At 65.7% G+C, this 15798-nt stretch carries 13 protein-coding genes; all 13 read left to right on the forward strand.

Features of this window, described 5'->3' with window-relative positions; genetic code table 11:
• The first annotated feature begins 10 nt into the window (after positions 1-10).
• The 13 genes from ACFWB0_RS16590 to secA all read left to right on the forward strand — a co-directional run bounded on the left by ACFWB0_RS16590 (position 11) and on the right by secA (position 15781).
• A complete protein-coding gene (locus tag ACFWB0_RS16590) occupies positions 11-1093 on the forward strand; it encodes a tobH protein (protein WP_378491560.1) in 1083 nt (360 codons plus the stop codon).
• Positions 1093-2340, forward strand: coding sequence for a mannose-6-phosphate isomerase, class I (manA, locus tag ACFWB0_RS16595; protein ID WP_378491561.1), 1248 nt, complete (start codon positions 1093-1095; stop codon positions 2338-2340). Before ACFWB0_RS16590 ends, manA begins: the two co-directional genes overlap by 1 nt.
• A gap of 180 nt (positions 2341-2520) precedes the next feature.
• Positions 2521-3786 (forward strand): alkane 1-monooxygenase, encoded by a 1266-nt coding sequence (locus ACFWB0_RS16600; RefSeq protein ID WP_378491562.1) that lies wholly within the window; start codon positions 2521-2523, stop codon positions 3784-3786.
• Positions 3783-3971 carry a rubredoxin gene (locus ACFWB0_RS16605; protein WP_378491563.1) on the forward strand — a complete coding sequence of 63 codons (189 nt, stop codon included), beginning with the start codon at positions 3783-3785 and terminating at the stop codon, positions 3969-3971. Before ACFWB0_RS16600 ends, ACFWB0_RS16605 begins: the two co-directional genes overlap by 4 nt.
• Positions 3972-4017: 46 nt before the next feature.
• Positions 4018-4635, forward strand: a complete 618-nt coding sequence (locus ACFWB0_RS16610; RefSeq protein WP_378491564.1) for a TetR family transcriptional regulator — start codon at positions 4018-4020, stop codon at positions 4633-4635.
• 179 nt (positions 4636-4814) lie between these two features.
• Positions 4815-6284 carry an adenosylhomocysteinase gene (gene ahcY / locus ACFWB0_RS16615; RefSeq protein ID WP_378491565.1) on the forward strand — a complete coding sequence of 490 codons (1470 nt, stop codon included), beginning with the start codon at positions 4815-4817 and terminating at the stop codon, positions 6282-6284.
• Positions 6285-6329: 45 nt separating this feature from the next.
• On the forward strand, positions 6330-6995 hold the full coding sequence (locus tag ACFWB0_RS16620; RefSeq protein WP_378491566.1) for a dTMP kinase: 666 nt from the start codon (positions 6330-6332) through the stop codon (positions 6993-6995).
• Between the two features lie 5 nt (positions 6996-7000).
• Positions 7001-7678: an MtrAB system response regulator MtrA gene (mtrA, locus tag ACFWB0_RS16625; RefSeq protein ID WP_378491567.1), complete on the forward strand. Its 678-nt coding sequence runs from the start codon at positions 7001-7003 to the stop codon at positions 7676-7678.
• A gap of 50 nt (positions 7679-7728) precedes the next feature.
• Positions 7729-9426 (forward strand): MtrAB system histidine kinase MtrB, encoded by a 1698-nt coding sequence (mtrB, locus tag ACFWB0_RS16630; RefSeq protein WP_378491586.1) that lies wholly within the window; start codon positions 7729-7731, stop codon positions 9424-9426.
• Complete coding sequence (lpqB, locus tag ACFWB0_RS16635; RefSeq protein ID WP_378491568.1) at positions 9423-11207, forward strand: MtrAB system accessory lipoprotein LpqB; 1785 nt, start codon at positions 9423-9425, stop codon at positions 11205-11207. The genes mtrB and lpqB overlap by 4 nt, the downstream gene beginning before the upstream one ends.
• A gap of 39 nt (positions 11208-11246) precedes the next feature.
• Positions 11247-11891 carry a ComF family protein gene (locus ACFWB0_RS16640; RefSeq protein ID WP_378491569.1) on the forward strand — a complete coding sequence of 215 codons (645 nt, stop codon included), beginning with the start codon at positions 11247-11249 and terminating at the stop codon, positions 11889-11891.
• Positions 11892-12104: 213 nt separating this feature from the next.
• Positions 12105-12773: a ribosome hibernation-promoting factor, HPF/YfiA family gene (hpf, locus tag ACFWB0_RS16645; protein WP_378491570.1), complete on the forward strand. Its 669-nt coding sequence runs from the start codon at positions 12105-12107 to the stop codon at positions 12771-12773.
• Between the two features lie 185 nt (positions 12774-12958).
• On the forward strand, positions 12959-15781 hold the full coding sequence (secA, locus tag ACFWB0_RS16650; protein WP_378491587.1) for a preprotein translocase subunit SecA: 2823 nt from the start codon (positions 12959-12961) through the stop codon (positions 15779-15781).
• Positions 15782-15798: the final 17 nt, after the last annotated feature.

A 15798-nucleotide genomic window follows, 5' to 3' on the forward strand; every position in this document is an offset into this window, starting at 1 on the left:
GGGCACGGTCGTGACGGCTCCCTCGCCGCTGTTCGACTTCGATGACGCGACTGCACTCATCGAGGCAGATGTCGACGGCATCCTGCGTAGCGCTGCGCTCGGGGGCGCCCAGATTCGCGCGAGCGTCTCTGTCGCCGACGAGCACCTGCGTGACCGCCTGCAGGGTATCCATCCGCGCAGCGTCGTCCTCGTGGGCGGTGACGTCCGCGCCGGACGCGCGGCCGAGATCGTGGTCGCTCTCTTCTCGGATCGCTGTGCAGTGCCGCTCGTGGCCGCTCCCACCACACCCCCGTGGGTGGGACCGCTGGACGTGGTGGTCGTCGCGGGGGACGATGCGGGCGATCCGACACTCGTTGCGTCCATCGACGGTGCGCTGCGGCGGAGTGCGGAGGTCGTGGTCGACGCTCCCGACGAAGGGCCGGTCCGGTCGGTGGCCGCAGGCCGCGCGGTGCTGCTCGCGCCGCGCGTGCGCGTCCCGGCCGCTTATGCATTCGCGCGGCATCTCGCCGTGTTCTGCACAGTGCTCACGTCGCTGGAGGCCTCCCGTCTCGGCAGCACACTCCCCGATCTCGGGTCGATCGCCGATTCGGTCGACGCCGAGGCAGCGCGCGACCATCCGTCGAACGATGTCTTCGAGAACCCGGCGAAGGCGCTGGCCGCGCGGATGCTGTCGCGGCGGGTCGTGATCGCGGGGGATTCACCGGCGACGGCTGTGTTGGCACGGCACTCCACGGATTCGTTGTTGCAGATTGCCGGTGTGATCGCTGCACCAGCGGCACTACCGGATGCTCTGGTAGCGCGTGATCGGCTGCTCGACTCGACCGCTGCCTCCGACACATACGACCCGTTCTTTCACGACGAGGAACTGGACGGACCCGCACCGGTCGCGCCCGTGCGGGTGTTCGTGCTCAGTACGGACGAGGATCGACCGGCCGCGCGACGTCGAGCCGCGGCTCTACCGGATATGGAATTGGTGTCTGTTGTGGGGGAGTTCGAAGCCCGTGAGGTGCCACCTGCGCTCGAGCAGGTGGCGGTGCTGACCGTGCGACTGGAAATGGCTGCGGCCTATCTGCGGCTGGCCGGTGGTCGATAGTGCACCGTCTCGAAGGTGCAGTGCGTTCCTATGCCTGGGGTTCGCGCACTGCTATTGCCGCACTGTGCGGCAGGACCGTGCCGTCCGATCATCCGGAGGCCGAGTTGTGGTTCGGTGCGCACCCGGCCGATCCGGCTCGGGTGATAGATGACGGTCAGGGGTCGATGTCGCTGCTCGAGCTTCTCGACGAGGATCCTCCCGCGCAGCTCGGCGACGAGATCGTCGAACGATTCGGCCCGAGGTTGCCGTTCCTGTTGAAGCTCCTCGCCGCGGAGGAACCGCTGTCGCTGCAGGCTCATCCCAGCGCCGCGCAGGCCGCCGAGGGATACGCACGTGAGGAAGCGTTGGGCGTGCCGCTCGACTCGCCGGTGCGCAATTACCGCGACCCGAATCACAAGCCCGAACTGGTCGTCGCGTTGACACGTTTCGAGGCGCTCGCGGGCTTCCGCGATGCGGCGCGGACCGTCGAGCTTCTCGAGGCGCTGTCCGTGCCCGAGCTGGAGCCGTATGTGGGCCTGCTCGCGGGTCAGCCGGATTCCGACGGGCTTCGAGCCCTGTTCACCACCTGGATCACGTTGCCGGCGCAAGCGTTGTCGGCGCTCGTTCCCCGTGTCCTGGATGGGTGTGTGACGTATCTCGCGACCGGCGGCGACACTCCCCGAGAGTTCGTCGCCGAGGTGCGTACCGCGTTGCAGCTCGCCGAGATCTATCCCGGCGACGCGGGTGTCCTCGGGTCGTTGTTGCTGAACCGGATCACTCTGGAACCGGGCCAGGGCCTGTATCTCGACGCGGGCAACCTGCACGCCTATCTGCACGGGATGGGCATCGAGATCATGGCGAACTCGGACAATGTCCTGCGTGGTGGCCTGACTCCGAAGCATGTCGATGTGCCGGAGCTGTTGAGGGTGCTCGATTTCGGTGCACCCGGTGTCCCGATCCTCGAGGCGGACCCGGTGGGTCCGTATGAATGGCGGTATCGCGCGCCGGCTCCGGAGTTCGCTCTGTCTCGGCTCGAACTCGGTGCCGGCGACGCCGTGTCGCTGGCTCCTTGCGGGCCGCAGATCATGCTGTGCACGTCCGGTTCGGCGACGGTCGAATGCGGCGGCGAGAGCATCGAGCTGGGGCCGGGTCGCTCGGTGTGGCTTCCCGCGTCCGACCCGAAGCTGGAGATTCGTGCCGGAGACGCGGATGTGCAGGTGTTCCGGGCCCGGCTCGGGGACGATGCGGACGGACAGGTCATGTCATGACAGCGAAGGTTCGGACGGTATAGATCGCTCGCATTCGGGGCGCTCCCATGGGGCGCCCCTTTCCGTTCGCCTATGACCTCTTACAAAGATACGAATTTGTCTAGACCGCGCACTTGTAGCGGCGTAGTGTCCACCGTGTAGTGACATAGATCATTCATGCGGGACGAAGGGGACTCGGGCATGGCCACGCACACGGAAGGGGTACACAACCCACCCGCACCGCAATGGCACGACCGCAAGCGATACCTGTGGCTGCTCGGTCTCGTTCCACCCACCGCGGTATTCATGGCCACGGCGTTGGTGTGGGGCGGCAATCGGTTAGGCCTGGACGCGGTCACCCCCGCTGTCTGGTGGATCGGGCCGATCCTCGTCTTCGTGCTCGTCCCGGCTCTCGATCTTCTCTTCGGTCCCGACGGTGAGAATCCGCCCGACGACATCGTCGACGCGCTCGAGAACGACCGGTTCTACCGGTACTGCACCTATCTCTACCTGCCGTTCCAATTCGCGACGCTGGTGTGGGCGTGTTACCTGTGGTCCGCCGACAACCTGTCGTGGCTCGGCATCGACGGAGGCCTCGGCGTCGTCTCCGAGGTCGGGCTCGCGATCTCGGTGGGCGTCGTGGCGGGCATCGGCATCAACACCGCGCACGAGCTCGGGCACAAGACGGTCCGTCTCGAGCGACGGCTGTCGCGGATCGCGCTCGCCCAGTCCTTCTACGGCCACTTCTACGTCGAACACAACCGTGGCCACCACGTCCGTGTGTCGACACCGGAAGACCCGGCCTCTGCGCGGTTCGGGGAGAGCTTCTGGGAATTTCTGCCGCGCAGTGTGGTCGGGAGTCTGCGTTCTGCCTGGCGGCTCGAACGTGACCGGCTCGCGCGCCTCGGCCGCCCCACGTGGACGCTCCGCAACGAGGTGCTGAGCGCGTGGCTGATCTCGGTCGTTCTGTTCGCCGCGCTCGTCGCAGCGTTCGGAATCGGGATCGCACCGTATCTCGTGATCCAGGCCGTATTCGGTTTCAGTCTGCTGGAAGTCGTGAACTACCTCGAACACTACGGATTGCTGCGTCAACGGACGGCGAGCGGCCGCTACGAGCGGTGCAGCCCCGCACACAGCTGGAACAGCGACCACCTGGTGACGAACGTCTTCCTCTACCACCTGCAGCGGCACAGCGATCATCACGCCAACCCGACACGGCGCTATCAGACGCTGCGCAGCATGGAGATCTCGCCGCAGCTGCCCGCGGGGTACGCCACCATGCTCACCCTCGCGTACATCCCGCCGCTGTGGCGGAAGGTGATGGACCACCGGGTCCTCGCGCACTACTCCGGCGACATCTCCCGGGTGAACGTGCACCCGCGGCGCCGGGACGCAATCCTCGCCCGCTACGCCGTGCAGGCGAATGTGGACCCGGCGCAGACCACAGGCTTCGAGGAGAAGGCATGACAACCGACGAATACCGACTGTTCCGCTGCCTGGTCTGCGGGTTCGAATACGACGAAGCGCAGGGCTGGCCCGAGGAGGGTATCGGTCCCGGCACCCTGTGGGACGACATCCCCGACGACTGGTCGTGCCCCGACTGCGGCGCCGCGAAGGCCGATTTCCGGATGGTCGAGATCGTGCGGCGATGAACGGTGCGCTTTGACGCACCCTCCGGGTCGTGAGAATGTCACCGTCATGGCACCGGAGCGCGGACAATCCCCTCGCCACTTCCACGAGGCGAGCCGGGTTCTGCTGCGCACAACCATTCTCGATGCGATGCGCGGACTGCTCCTGGAACGAGACTGGCCCGCGGTGACCATGAGCGATGTCGCTCGTGCAGCCGGGATCAGCCGGCAGACGCTCTACAAGGAATTCTCGTCCCGGCAGGGCCTCGCGCAGGGATACGCGCTGCGGCTCGTCGACGAATTCGTCGATGCGGTCGCGGACTCGGTATATGCCAACGTCGGCGATACGCGCGCAGCCCTCGTCGACGGGTTCGCGTCCTACTTCGTCGCCTCGGCTGCCGACCCGCTCGTGCGTTCGCTGCTCGACGGCGACGCCAAGTCCGATCTGTTGCGCTTGATCACGACGGACGCAGCACCGATCCTCGAACGCGGCGCGGGCAGGCTTGCCGACACCTTCGAGAACAGCTGGATCTCGGCACCCGTCTCCGATGCCGAGATGCTCGCTCGCGTCGTGGTGCGCGTGGCGCTGAGTTTCATCTCGATGCCGCCGGCGTCCGGGTCGGATGTCGCGGCGGAGCTCGCCGACATCCTCGTGCCCTTCGTCGAGAAGGTCACCGCGACGGACTGAGCACACGGTGGACAGGGCTGCGTCGAACAGGACTGGGGGTCGAACAGGACTGGGGGTCGAACAGGACTGGGGGTCGAACAGGACTGGGGGTCGAACAGGGCTGGGGCAGGTCCTACGCCCGCGCGTTGTATAGCCTGGTGGGCATCCACCGATTGCCGATAGGAAGAGGCCCCCGCACAGTGTCTGACACCACGCTTGTCGCCGACCAGATCAACGGACTCGATTTCAAGGTCGCCGATCTGTCGCTGGCCGAATTCGGCCGCAAAGAGATCCGCCTGGCCGAGCACGAGATGCCGGGTTTGATGACGCTGCGCCGTGAGTACGCGGAGGTCCAGCCGCTGAAGGGTGCGCGGATCTCGGGTTCGCTGCACATGACGGTGCAGACCGCGGTCCTGATCGAGACCCTGGTCTCGCTCGGAGCGCAGGTCCGGTGGGCGTCGTGCAACATCTTCTCCACGCAGGACCACGCCGCAGCGGCGATCGTGGTCGGTCCCCACGGCACCGTCGAGGAGCCGAAGGGCGTGCCGGTCTTCGCGTGGAAGGGCGAGACCCTCGAGGAGTACTGGTGGGCGGCCGAGCAGATGCTCACCTGGCCCGACCAGCCCGCGAACATGATTCTCGACGATGGCGGCGACGCGACGATGCTCGTCCTCAAGGGCGCCCAGTTCGAGAAGGCCGGCGTCGTGCCGCCGACCGATGAAGACCAGGACTCGGGCGAATACCAGGTGTTCCTGCAGCTGCTGCGTGCATCGCTCGCCGCGGATTCGAAGAAGTGGTCCACGATCGCCGAGTCCGTGCAGGGCGTCACCGAAGAGACGACGACGGGCGTGCTGCGGCTCTACCAGCTCTCGGCCGCCGGTGAGCTGGTGTTCCCGGCGATCAATGTCAACGACTCGGTCACCAAGAGCAAGTTCGACAACAAGTACGGAACCCGGCATTCGCTGCTCGACGGCATCAACCGCGGCACCGACGTCCTGATCGGCGGCAAGGCAGCGCTGGTCTGCGGCTACGGCGATGTCGGCAAGGGCTGCGCCGAGGCTCTGCGCGGCCAGGGCGCACGCGTGTCCGTCACCGAGGTCGATCCCATCAACGCCCTGCAGGCGATGATGGACGGCTTCGACGTGGTCACCGTCGAGGACTTCATCGGCCGGGCCGACATCGTGATCACCTCGACCGGCAACAAGGACATCATCACCTTCGAGCACATGAAGGCGATGAAGCACCAGGCGATCCTGGGCAACATCGGGCACTTCGACAACGAGATCGACATGGCGGGTCTCGAGCGGGCCGCCGACGTCACGCGGGTCAACATCAAGCCGCAGGTCGACGAGTTCCGTTTCGCCGACGGCCACACGATCATCGTGCTGTCCGAGGGACGACTGCTGAACCTCGGTAACGCAACGGGTCACCCCTCCTTCGTCATGTCCAACTCCTTCGCTAACCAGGTCATCGCACAGATCGAGCTGTGGACGAAGCCCGACGAGTACGACAACGAGGTCTACCGCCTTCCCAAGCATCTCGACGAGAAGGTCGCGCGGATTCACGTCGAGGCGCTCGGTGGCACGCTCACCAAGCTGACCAAGGATCAGGCCGAGTACATCGGGGTCGACGTCGAGGGCCCGTACAAGCCCGAGCACTACCGCTACTGACAAGGCGAACCCGAGAAACACAGCGAATCCGAGAAACACAGCAGCATGGGTGTTCTGATCGTCGTCGAAGGTCTCGACGGAGCCGGCAAACGGACGTTGTCCGCCGGCCTCGTCGAGACTTGGCGTGCACACGGGTCGTCGGTGGCGACTCTCGCATTCCCGCGATACGGGCAGTCCGTGCATGCCGACCTGGGGGCCGAAGCCCTGCGGGGCGGGCACGGCGACACCGCCTCGAGTATCGAGGCGATGGCCCTGCTGTGGGCTCTGGATCGCCGTGATGCGGCGGACGAACTCCGAAAGCTCCTTGCCGACAACGACATCGTGCTACTCGATCGCTATGTGGCTTCGAACGCCGCGTACACCGCTGCGCGGCATCACGAGTCGGCATCAGGACCGTCCGTCGAGTGGGTGCGCGAACTCGAATTCGGCAGGTTCGGGCTACCCGCGCCGGATCTGCAAGTGCTGCTGCGGGTCCCCGTGGATCTCGCGGCCGAACGCGCACGCAACCGGGAGGCCACCGATTCCACGCGCGATCGCGATGCCTACGAGCGCGATGGGGGCCTGCAGGCACGCACCGGTGAGGTGTACGACGGGCTCGCCGCAGACCGGTGGGCATCGGAGTGGATTGTGGCCGGACCGGATTCCGACCCACATCAACTCGCCGTTCAGATCTCAAATCTGCTTCACAACGGTCAAGGAGTGACACGATAGAGGTTATGAAGCCGAGGATTCTGGTTGTCGACGACGATTCTGCACTCGCAGAGATGCTCACGATCGTCCTGCGCGGTGAAGGGTTCGAGCCCTTCGTGGTGGGCGACGGGACTCAGGCTCTGGGCGCCGTGCGTGAGATCCGCCCCGATCTCGTCCTGCTCGACCTGATGTTGCCCGGCATGAACGGGATCGACGTGTGCAGGGTGCTCCGGTCGGATTCGGGTGTGCCCATCGTCATGCTCACGGCGAAGTCGGACACCGTCGATGTCGTACTCGGCCTCGAATCGGGCGCCGACGACTACATCGTCAAGCCGTTCAAGCCGAAGGAACTCGTGGCCCGCGTGCGGGCGCGGCTGCGCCGCACCGAGCAGGAACCCGCCGAGATGCTGTCCATCGGGGAGATCTCGATCGACGTCCCCGCGCACAAGGTCAGCCGTGGAGAGGAACAGATCTCCCTCACTCCCCTCGAATTCGACCTCCTCGTGGCGCTCGCGCGGAAGCCGCGGCAGGTGTTCACGCGTGAGGTGTTGCTCGAACAGGTGTGGGGATACCGCCACGCCGCTGATACCCGCCTGGTGAACGTTCATGTGCAGCGTCTGCGCGCGAAGGTGGAGAAGGATCCCGAGAACCCCGAGGTCGTTCTGACTGTTCGGGGGGTCGGCTACAAGGCCGGACCGCCGTGATCCGTGGTTACCGTCTGCGGCGGAGGATCACACGGAGAACTCTGCCGCTGCTGAGGTGGTCACGCACACTGAGCAGTGGGCTCGCGCATACCTGGCGTCGATCACTTCAGCTGAGGGTCGTTGCGTCGACCCTGTCGTTGTCGCTGATCGTGATGCTCGTGCTGGGCGTAGTGCTCACCAGCCAGATCACCGACCGTCTTCTCGAAGTCAAGATCGATGCGGCCACCGAGGAGATGGAGCGCTCCCGCGCGCTGGTCGAAGCGCAGCTGGCAGGAGCCGACGACTCCGGTTCGCTGACCGTCCGGCTCGACGGGGCCGCGGCGACGCTGACCAACCGGGGGAGCGACGCGGGACAGGACACCGGTGTCGCCGGAACATTCGATCCTGTCCTCATCGTCCCCGGCGACGGTCCGCGGGAACCTACGTCGAGCGGACCGGACGAGCAGATCCCTCAGAATCTGCGCGCCTTCGTCCAGAACGATCAGATCGCATACCAGTTCGCGACGGTCGACGATCCGGCCGGCTATTCCGGACCGGCGTTGATCGTGGGCAGCCCGACGGAGTCCGATATCTCGACCCTCGAGTTGTATCTGGTGTTTCCCCTCGGAGGCGAGGAGCGCACTCTCGCGCTCGTCCGGGGAACACTCCTCGTCGGTGCCGGTGTGCTCCTGGTACTGCTGGCGGCGATCTCCATGATCGTCGCGCGGCAGGTCGTGCTGCCCATTCGGTCGGCGTCGCGCATCGCGGTGCGCTTCGCCGACGGCAGACTCAAGGAGCGCATGCCGGTGCGAGGCGAAGACGACATCGCACGCCTGGCGATGTCGTTCAACGAGATGGCAGAGAGCCTGTCGCGGCAGATCACTCAGCTCGAGGAATACGGAAATCTGCAGAAGCGGTTCACGTCCGACGTCAGTCACGAACTCCGCACTCCGTTGACCACAGTCCGGATGGCGGCCGATCTCATCCACGACGGCAGCGACGAACTGGACCCTTCGCTCAAGCGCGCCTCCGAACTGCTCGTCGCCGAACTCGACAGGTTCGAGTCCCTGCTGAACGACCTCCTGGAGATCAGTCGTCACGACGCCGGCGTGGCGGAGCTCGCCTCCGAGCAACTCGACCTGCGCATGTGCGCGCGGGCGGCGATCGGCACGGTCCGTCACCTCGCGCGTGAGACCTCCACCGAATTGATCGTCGACCTGCCGGACGAAGCCGTGAACGCGGACGTCGATCCACGCCGGGTCGAGCGAATCCTGCGCAATCTGCTCGCCAACGCCATCGACCACAGCGAAGGCAAACCGATCCTGCTGCGCTTGCGCGCCGACGACAATGCCGCCGCATTCGTCGTGCGGGACCAGGGCGTCGGACTGCGCCCCGGCGAAGAGAAACTCGTCTTCAACCGGTTCTGGCGCTCCGACCCGTCGCGGGTGCGACGTTCGGGTGGCACCGGGCTGGGTCTGGCGATCAGCGTCGAGGATGCGAATCTGCACAACGGCAAACTCGAAGCCTGGGGCGAACCGGGTCGAGGTGCAAGCTTCCGGTTGACGTTGCCACGCGTTCGGGGACGCAAGGCGGGCCGTAGCCCGCTCCCGCTCGTGCCCACAGCGGTTCACGCGGTCCAGGGCAAACCACCGCCGGTAGTGCCCGAGGCCGACAGGGCCGTCGAGAATACCGCAGGATCCGAACACACCGGAGCGAACGACAGCGCCGGAGCGAACGAGCATGTCCCATCGGAAGGAGCCGCGACATGAGCCGCCTACGCTCACGTGTGCTCGGCCCGATGATCGTGCTGCTCTCAGCGCTCGCGTTGGTGATCTCGGGCTGCGCGAGCCTGCCCGATTCGTCGTCGCCTCAGGCCATCGGGACGATCGACCGCGGCCCTGCGACGACGGAGGTCCCCGAACCCGAACCCGGGCGCGAACCGGACCTGCTCCTGCGCGACTTCCTCCAAGCGAATACCGACCCCACCAACCGGCATGTCGCCGCCCGACAGTTCCTCACATCAGGGATGTCGGCTCGGTGGGATGACGCCGCCAGCGCCACCATCGTCGACAAGGTCGACGTGCTGGCCGAGGAACGCGACGACAACACCGCGAAGTACGTCGTGCGCGCGAACATCGTCGGGCACCTGGAAGAAGGCGGCCTCTACCGCGCCGACGACGGTGATCTGGCAGCGAAATTCACGCTGGTCCGCAATGACGGCGAATGGCGGATCGATGAGATGCCGCCGGGCGTGATCATGGACAAGCCCCGCTTCCTCAACAGTTATCAGCGTCGGTCGTTGTATTTCGTCACCCCTGACGGCAACACCGTGGTGCCCGATCCCCGGTGGATCTCCGGAACACCCGAGCAAGCGGCCACGCAACTGATCGGGCTTCTCATCGAGGGTCCCAAACCCTCGCTCGCGCCCGCGGTCCACAACGAGTTGGCCGGCGCAACAATCCTCGGGGCGATCACGAAGGCAGACGGTAGGACCACTCAGGTCGGTGTGGGCCTGGGCGGGATCCGGGTGGATTTCGGTGGACTCTCGTCGTTGGAGGAACCGGCCCGGGAACTCCTCGCCGCCCAGGTGATCTGGACTCTCGCCAATGCCGAGATCGCCGGGCCCTACATCCTGCTCGCCGACGGACAGCCACTCGACGAGCGCTTCCCGAACGGGTGGACCACCGCGGACGTGGCGTCGATGAACCCGCTCGCGACGTCGGGCACCCCGATCGGGTTGCACGCGTTGCTCAGCGGTGCCTTCGTCAGTGTCGCGGAGACCGGAGTCACCCCGGTCCAGGGCTACTTCGGGTCTACGGACAATCTTCGGTCGGTCGGGATGTCGCGGGACGGCGCGCTCCTCGCTGCAGTCGCAGACACCGGTCGGCCGGCGCCGGAGCCCGCCGCCGAACTCGTGGTCGGCGCCTACAACGACGGCTCGCCCGAGCCTGCCGTCGAAGGGGAATCGATCACCCGGCCGTCGTGGTCGCCCAACGGAAATTCCGTGTGGGCGGTGGTCAACGGCACAGCCGTCGTGCGGGCCGTCAGGGAGCCCGGGAGCGGGCGAGTGACCGTCGTGGGGGTCGAGGCCGGAGCAATCCGCGCACTCGGCGGCCGGGTCAGCGAACTGCGTCTGTCCCGCGACGGCGTGCGCGCCGCGATGATCATCGACGGTCGTGTCCATGTCGCGACCGTCGTCCAGACTCCGAACGGAGAGTTCTCTCTCACGAGTCCACGCGAGATCGCCTTCGATCTGGGTGGCCCTGCACTGTCGTTGGACTGGAGCACCGCGGATACCGTCGTGGTGTCGCGGTCGGCCTCCGACATCCCGGTCGTGCAGATCGCGATCGACGGATCGAGGATGGACGCGCTCCCGAGCCGCAATCTCACCCCGCCCGTCGTTGCAGTCGAGGCGTCGACGACCACCGAGTTCGTCGCCGACACACGAGCGGTGTTCCAACTCAACAACAGCGATCCTGCAGGTGACCGTTACTGGCGGGAGGTGCCCGGCCTGGCAGGATTGACCGCGGTGCCGGTGCTACCGGGCTGACGACACCGAGCTGTCGTACCGGGTGGGCACACTGTACGGATGCTGTCGGAGTTGCTCGATCTGGTGCTCCCCGTCCGCTGCGGTGGCTGCGATGCGCCCGGTACGCCATGGTGTCGTGAGTGTGCGCGAACGTTGAACGACCCACCGGCGCAAGTGCGTCCGCGCGTGGATCCGACGGTGCCGGTGTGGACGCTCGGGGCGTACTCCGGTGCCCGTCGCAGTGCCGTCGTGGCCGCGAAGGAGCGTGGTCGCCGCGACCTCGCGGCACCGCTCGGGTTGGCGTCCGCCGTCGCGATTGCTCGTCTGCGGCGGTGGGGTGAGTTACCGACCGGGCCGTTGATCGTGGTGCCGGCCCCCACTCGTATCCGAGTGGCGCGTGCGCGTGGGGGAGACCCGGTCACGAGGATGGCCCGATGCGCGGCGTCCCATGATCCGTCGCTTCACGTACATCCGGTGTTGGTCACGGGCGCGAGGGTGCGCGATTCGGTGGGACTGTCGGCGGCTCAGCGGCAGATCAATCTCGCGGGCAGGATCTCGATTCGTGCCGACTCCGTACCGCGGGGACTTCCGGTACTGGTGATCGACGACATCGTCACCACGGGAGCGACCACGGCGGAAGCTGTCCGAGTCCTCCGGAAAGCGGGGTTTCGGACGTCCGGAATTCTGGTGATCGCACGTGCCTGAGTGCGCCTGTGTGATAGGCGGGTCATCGCCGGAAAAGTGAATTCGATCGGAACAGTGGCGGAGCTTCCGGTTACGTACTACCGTCGGCCACAGGCCCGGAAACAACAAGGTAGACGGGTAGAAATACTCGATCTTCTCGTTCCGGGCGGAGCGCCCAGGCGCTCATCGATCTGCCGGTGCGCGTGCTGCACCGGCCGTACTCGGGAGGTACGAGTGACGACCCCTTCGAAGTCCACCGTCGCGGTCGCCGACACCGGCGAATCCGCTCCGCAGACCGCGAACGCCGATGTCGTGGTGAAAGGCCGCAACGTCGAGGTCCCCGATCATTTTCGGATCTACGTGTCGGAGAAGCTAGCTCGGCTCGAACGATTCGACCCCACGATCTTCCTGTTCGACGTCGAACTTCAGCACGAGCGGAATCGTCGTCAGATGAAGAGTTGTCAGAGGGTCGAGATCACCGCTCGAGGTAAAGGGCCCGTCGTCCGCGCTGAAGCCGCGGCCGACAGTTTCTACGCCGCATTCGAATCGGTGACGGCCAAGCTCGAATCTCGACTGCGTCGCACGAAGGACCGCCGCAAGGTGTCCTACGGGGACAAGACCCCGGTGTCGGTTGCGGAAGCGACGGCAGAGCTCGCGCAGGACGACTCCCTCGGGATCTCGCCTGACCTACACTTCGACGGATACGAGCAGGAGCCCGACGGCCCCGGCCGGATCGTCCGCACGAAGGAACACAAGGCAGATCCGATGTCGGTCGACGACGCACTGTACGAGATGGAACTCGTGGGCCACGACTTCTACCTTTTCTACGACAAGGAGAGCGACAAGCCATCGGTGGTGTACCGCCGTCACGCGTTCGACTACGGGTTGCTCCGACTCGGATGATGCCCGTGTGAGATGGCGATGAGGTAGTGGCGATCGCCGTTCGTTCGAGTGAACGCCTACCATGGAATCCGGCCGGGGTCCGAAAGGCCTCGGCCGGATTTTCTTGTCCGTGCAGGTACCCGAGATTGAGGACGAACACACCAGTGCTGTCGCTGACGAAGCTGCTCCGATTCGGTGAAGGTCGCATGGTCAAGCGGCTCAAGCACATCGCAGAGCACGTCGAATCCATCGCCCCGGAGTTCGAGAGCCTGACCGATGCGGAGCTGCAGGCCAAGACCGCCGAGTTCCGTGGTCGTATTCAGGACGGGGAAACCCTCGACGACCTGCTGCCCGAGGCGTTCGCTGTGGCGCGGGAAGCATCGTGGCGTGTCATCGGTCAGAAGCACTACACCGTCCAGATCATGGGTGGCGCGGCGCTGCACTTCGGCAACATCGCCGAGATGAAGACCGGTGAGGGCAAGACCCTGACCTGCGTTCTTCCGGCCTACCTCAATGCTCTGTCCGGTGACGGCGTGCACGTGGTCACCGTCAACGACTACCTCGCCAAGCGAGACTCCGAATGGATGGGTCGTGTCCACCGGTTCCTCGGTCTCGAAACCGACGTGATCCTGTCCGGTCTCACCCCGGCCCAGCGCCGCGCTGCATATGCGTCCGACATCACGTACGGCACGAACAACGAGTTCGGCTTCGACTATCTGCGCGACAACATGACGCACTCCCTCGACGACCTGGTGCAGCGCGGACACAACTTCGCGGTCGTCGACGAGGTCGACTCGATCCTCATCGACGAGGCCCGTACTCCGCTGATCATCTCGGGTCCGGCAGATGCGTCGAGCAAGTGGTACGCGGAGTTCTCGAGGATCGTGCCGATGCTGAAGCTCGATGTCCACTACGAGGTGGACATCAAGAAGCGCACCATCGGTGTGCACGAGGCAGGCGTCGAATTCGTCGAAGACCAGCTCGGCATCGACAACCTGTACGAGGCGGCGAACTCCCCGCTGGTCAGCTACCTCAACAACGCGATCAAGGCGAAAGAGCTCTACACCAAGGACAAGGACTACATCGTCCGTGACGGCGAGGTCGTCATCGTCGACGAGTTCACCGGACGTGTGCTCTCCGGCCGCCGCTACAACGAGGGCATGCACCAGGCGATCGAGGCCAAGGAAAGGGTCGAGATCAAGGCGGAGAACCAGACCCTCGCCACCATCACGCTGCAGAACTATTTCCGCCTCTACGACAAGCTCTCGGGCATGACCGGTACGGCCGAGACCGAGGCAGCCGAGCTCCACCAGATCTACGACCTCGGTGTCATCCCGATCCCGACGAACCGCCCGATGGTCCGCGTGGACCAGGGCGATCTCATCTACAAGTCCGAGGAAGCGAAGTTCGCTGCCGTGGTGGACGACGTCGTCGAGCGGCACCATAAGGGCCAACCGGTCCTGATCGGCACGACCAGCGTCGAACGCTCGGAGTACCTGTCGAAGCAGTTCACCAAGAAGGGTATTCCGCACAGCGTCCTCAACGCGAAGTTCCACGAGCAGGAAGCGCAGATCATCGCGGAGGCCGGCCGGTCGGGCGCGGTCACTGTGGCGACCAACATGGCCGGTCGCGGTACCGACGTCGTGCTCGGTGGCAACCCCGACATCCTTGCGGACATCGCATTGCGCAAGCGCGGCCTGGATCCGGTCAACACGCCGGAGGAGTACGAGGCCGCGTGGGATCCGACCCTCGAGCAGATCAAGTCCGACGTCAAGGTGGACGCCGACCGGGTGCGTGAGGCGGGCGGACTGTATGTCCTCGGCACCGAGCGGCACGAGTCGCGGCGTATCGACAACCAGTTGCGTGGCCGGTCCGGTCGACAGGGCGACCCGGGTGAGTCGCGGTTCTACCTCTCACTCGGCGATGAGTTGATGAGGCGCTTCAACGGCGCGGCACTCGAGTCGATCATGACCCGACTCAACCTGCCCGACGATGTCCCGATCGAGGCGAAGATGGTGTCGAAAGCCATCAAGAGTGCACAGACGCAGGTCGAGCAGCAGAACTACGAGATCCGCAAGAACGTGCTCAAGTACGACGAGGTGATGAACCAGCAGCGCACCGTCATCTACGAGGAGCGTCGCCGGATCCTGCGTGGCGAGGACCTCGAAGGCCAGGTCGAGCGCATGCTCACAGATGTGGTCACCGCATACGTCGACGGTGCGGCTGCCGAAGGTTATGTCGAGGACTGGGATCTCGAGCAGCTGTGGACCGCGCTCAAGACGCTCTACCCGGTGACCGTGGACTACAAGTCGCTCGTCGAGAAGAACGAGGACCTCGACCGCGACCAGCTGCGCGAGATCTTGCTGCAGGATGCGCGCGAGGCATACGCGCGTCGTGAGGCCGAGATCGAGAGCATCGCCGGTGAGGGCGCGATGCGCGAACTCGAACGGCGGGTATTGCTCTCCGTCCTCGACCGGAAGTGGCGTGAGCACCTCTACGAGATGGACTACCTCAAGGAGGGCATCGGCCTGCGGGCAATGGCACAGCGCGACCCCCTCGTCGAGTATCAGCGTGAAGGCTTCGACATGTTCACGGGCATGCTCGAGGGTCTCAAAGAGGAATCGGTCGGCTTCCTGTTCAATCTGCAGGTCGAGGCGAACGCTCCCCAGGCACAGGCAGCCGGCGGTGGGGTTGCGGTCACGTCTTCGTCCGCAGCCGCGGCTGCCCGCAACGCGCCGTCGCTGACCAAGCCTGCCCAGCAGCCTCAGCAGCAGGCGGGCAGGCAGCCCGCGCCGCCCACGCTGCCGCGGCAGACCGCTCCTGCACCCGCTCCGGCAGCGCTGCGAGCGAAAGGGCTCGACGAGACCGAGCGTCGGCTGACGTACACGGGCCCGGCAGAGGACGGCCGCGCCCACGTTGCCCGGAGCAGCTCGGGTCCGAGCGAGGCGTCCGGACCACAGCAGGGTGGCACGCGGCGGGAACGTCGGGCCGCTGCCCGCAAGGACACCAAGACGAATCGGCAGGGATGATCACCCCACGATCGAGC

Origin of the sequence: Rhodococcus sp. NPDC060086, from assembly GCF_042730275.1 — a bacterium.
Taxonomy (GTDB): Bacteria; Actinomycetota; Actinomycetes; order Mycobacteriales; family Mycobacteriaceae; genus Rhodococcus.

Coding starts and splice junctions, on each gene's coding strand:
- ACFWB0_RS16600 (WP_378491562.1), top strand. CDS start 2,521: ATGGCCACGCACACGGAAGGGGTACACAACCCACCCGCACCGCAATGG.
- ACFWB0_RS16605 (WP_378491563.1), top strand. CDS start 3,783: ATGACAACCGACGAATACCGACTGTTCCGCTGCCTGGTCTGCGGGTTC.
- ACFWB0_RS16610 (WP_378491564.1), top strand. CDS start 4,018: ATGGCACCGGAGCGCGGACAATCCCCTCGCCACTTCCACGAGGCGAGC.
- ACFWB0_RS16620 (WP_378491566.1), top strand. CDS start 6,330: ATGGGTGTTCTGATCGTCGTCGAAGGTCTCGACGGAGCCGGCAAACGG.
- mtrA (WP_378491567.1), top strand. CDS start 7,001: ATGAAGCCGAGGATTCTGGTTGTCGACGACGATTCTGCACTCGCAGAG.
- lpqB (WP_378491568.1), top strand. CDS start 9,423: ATGAGCCGCCTACGCTCACGTGTGCTCGGCCCGATGATCGTGCTGCTC.
- ACFWB0_RS16640 (WP_378491569.1), top strand. CDS start 11,247: ATGCTGTCGGAGTTGCTCGATCTGGTGCTCCCCGTCCGCTGCGGTGGC.
- secA (WP_378491587.1), top strand. CDS start 12,959: ATGGTCAAGCGGCTCAAGCACATCGCAGAGCACGTCGAATCCATCGCC.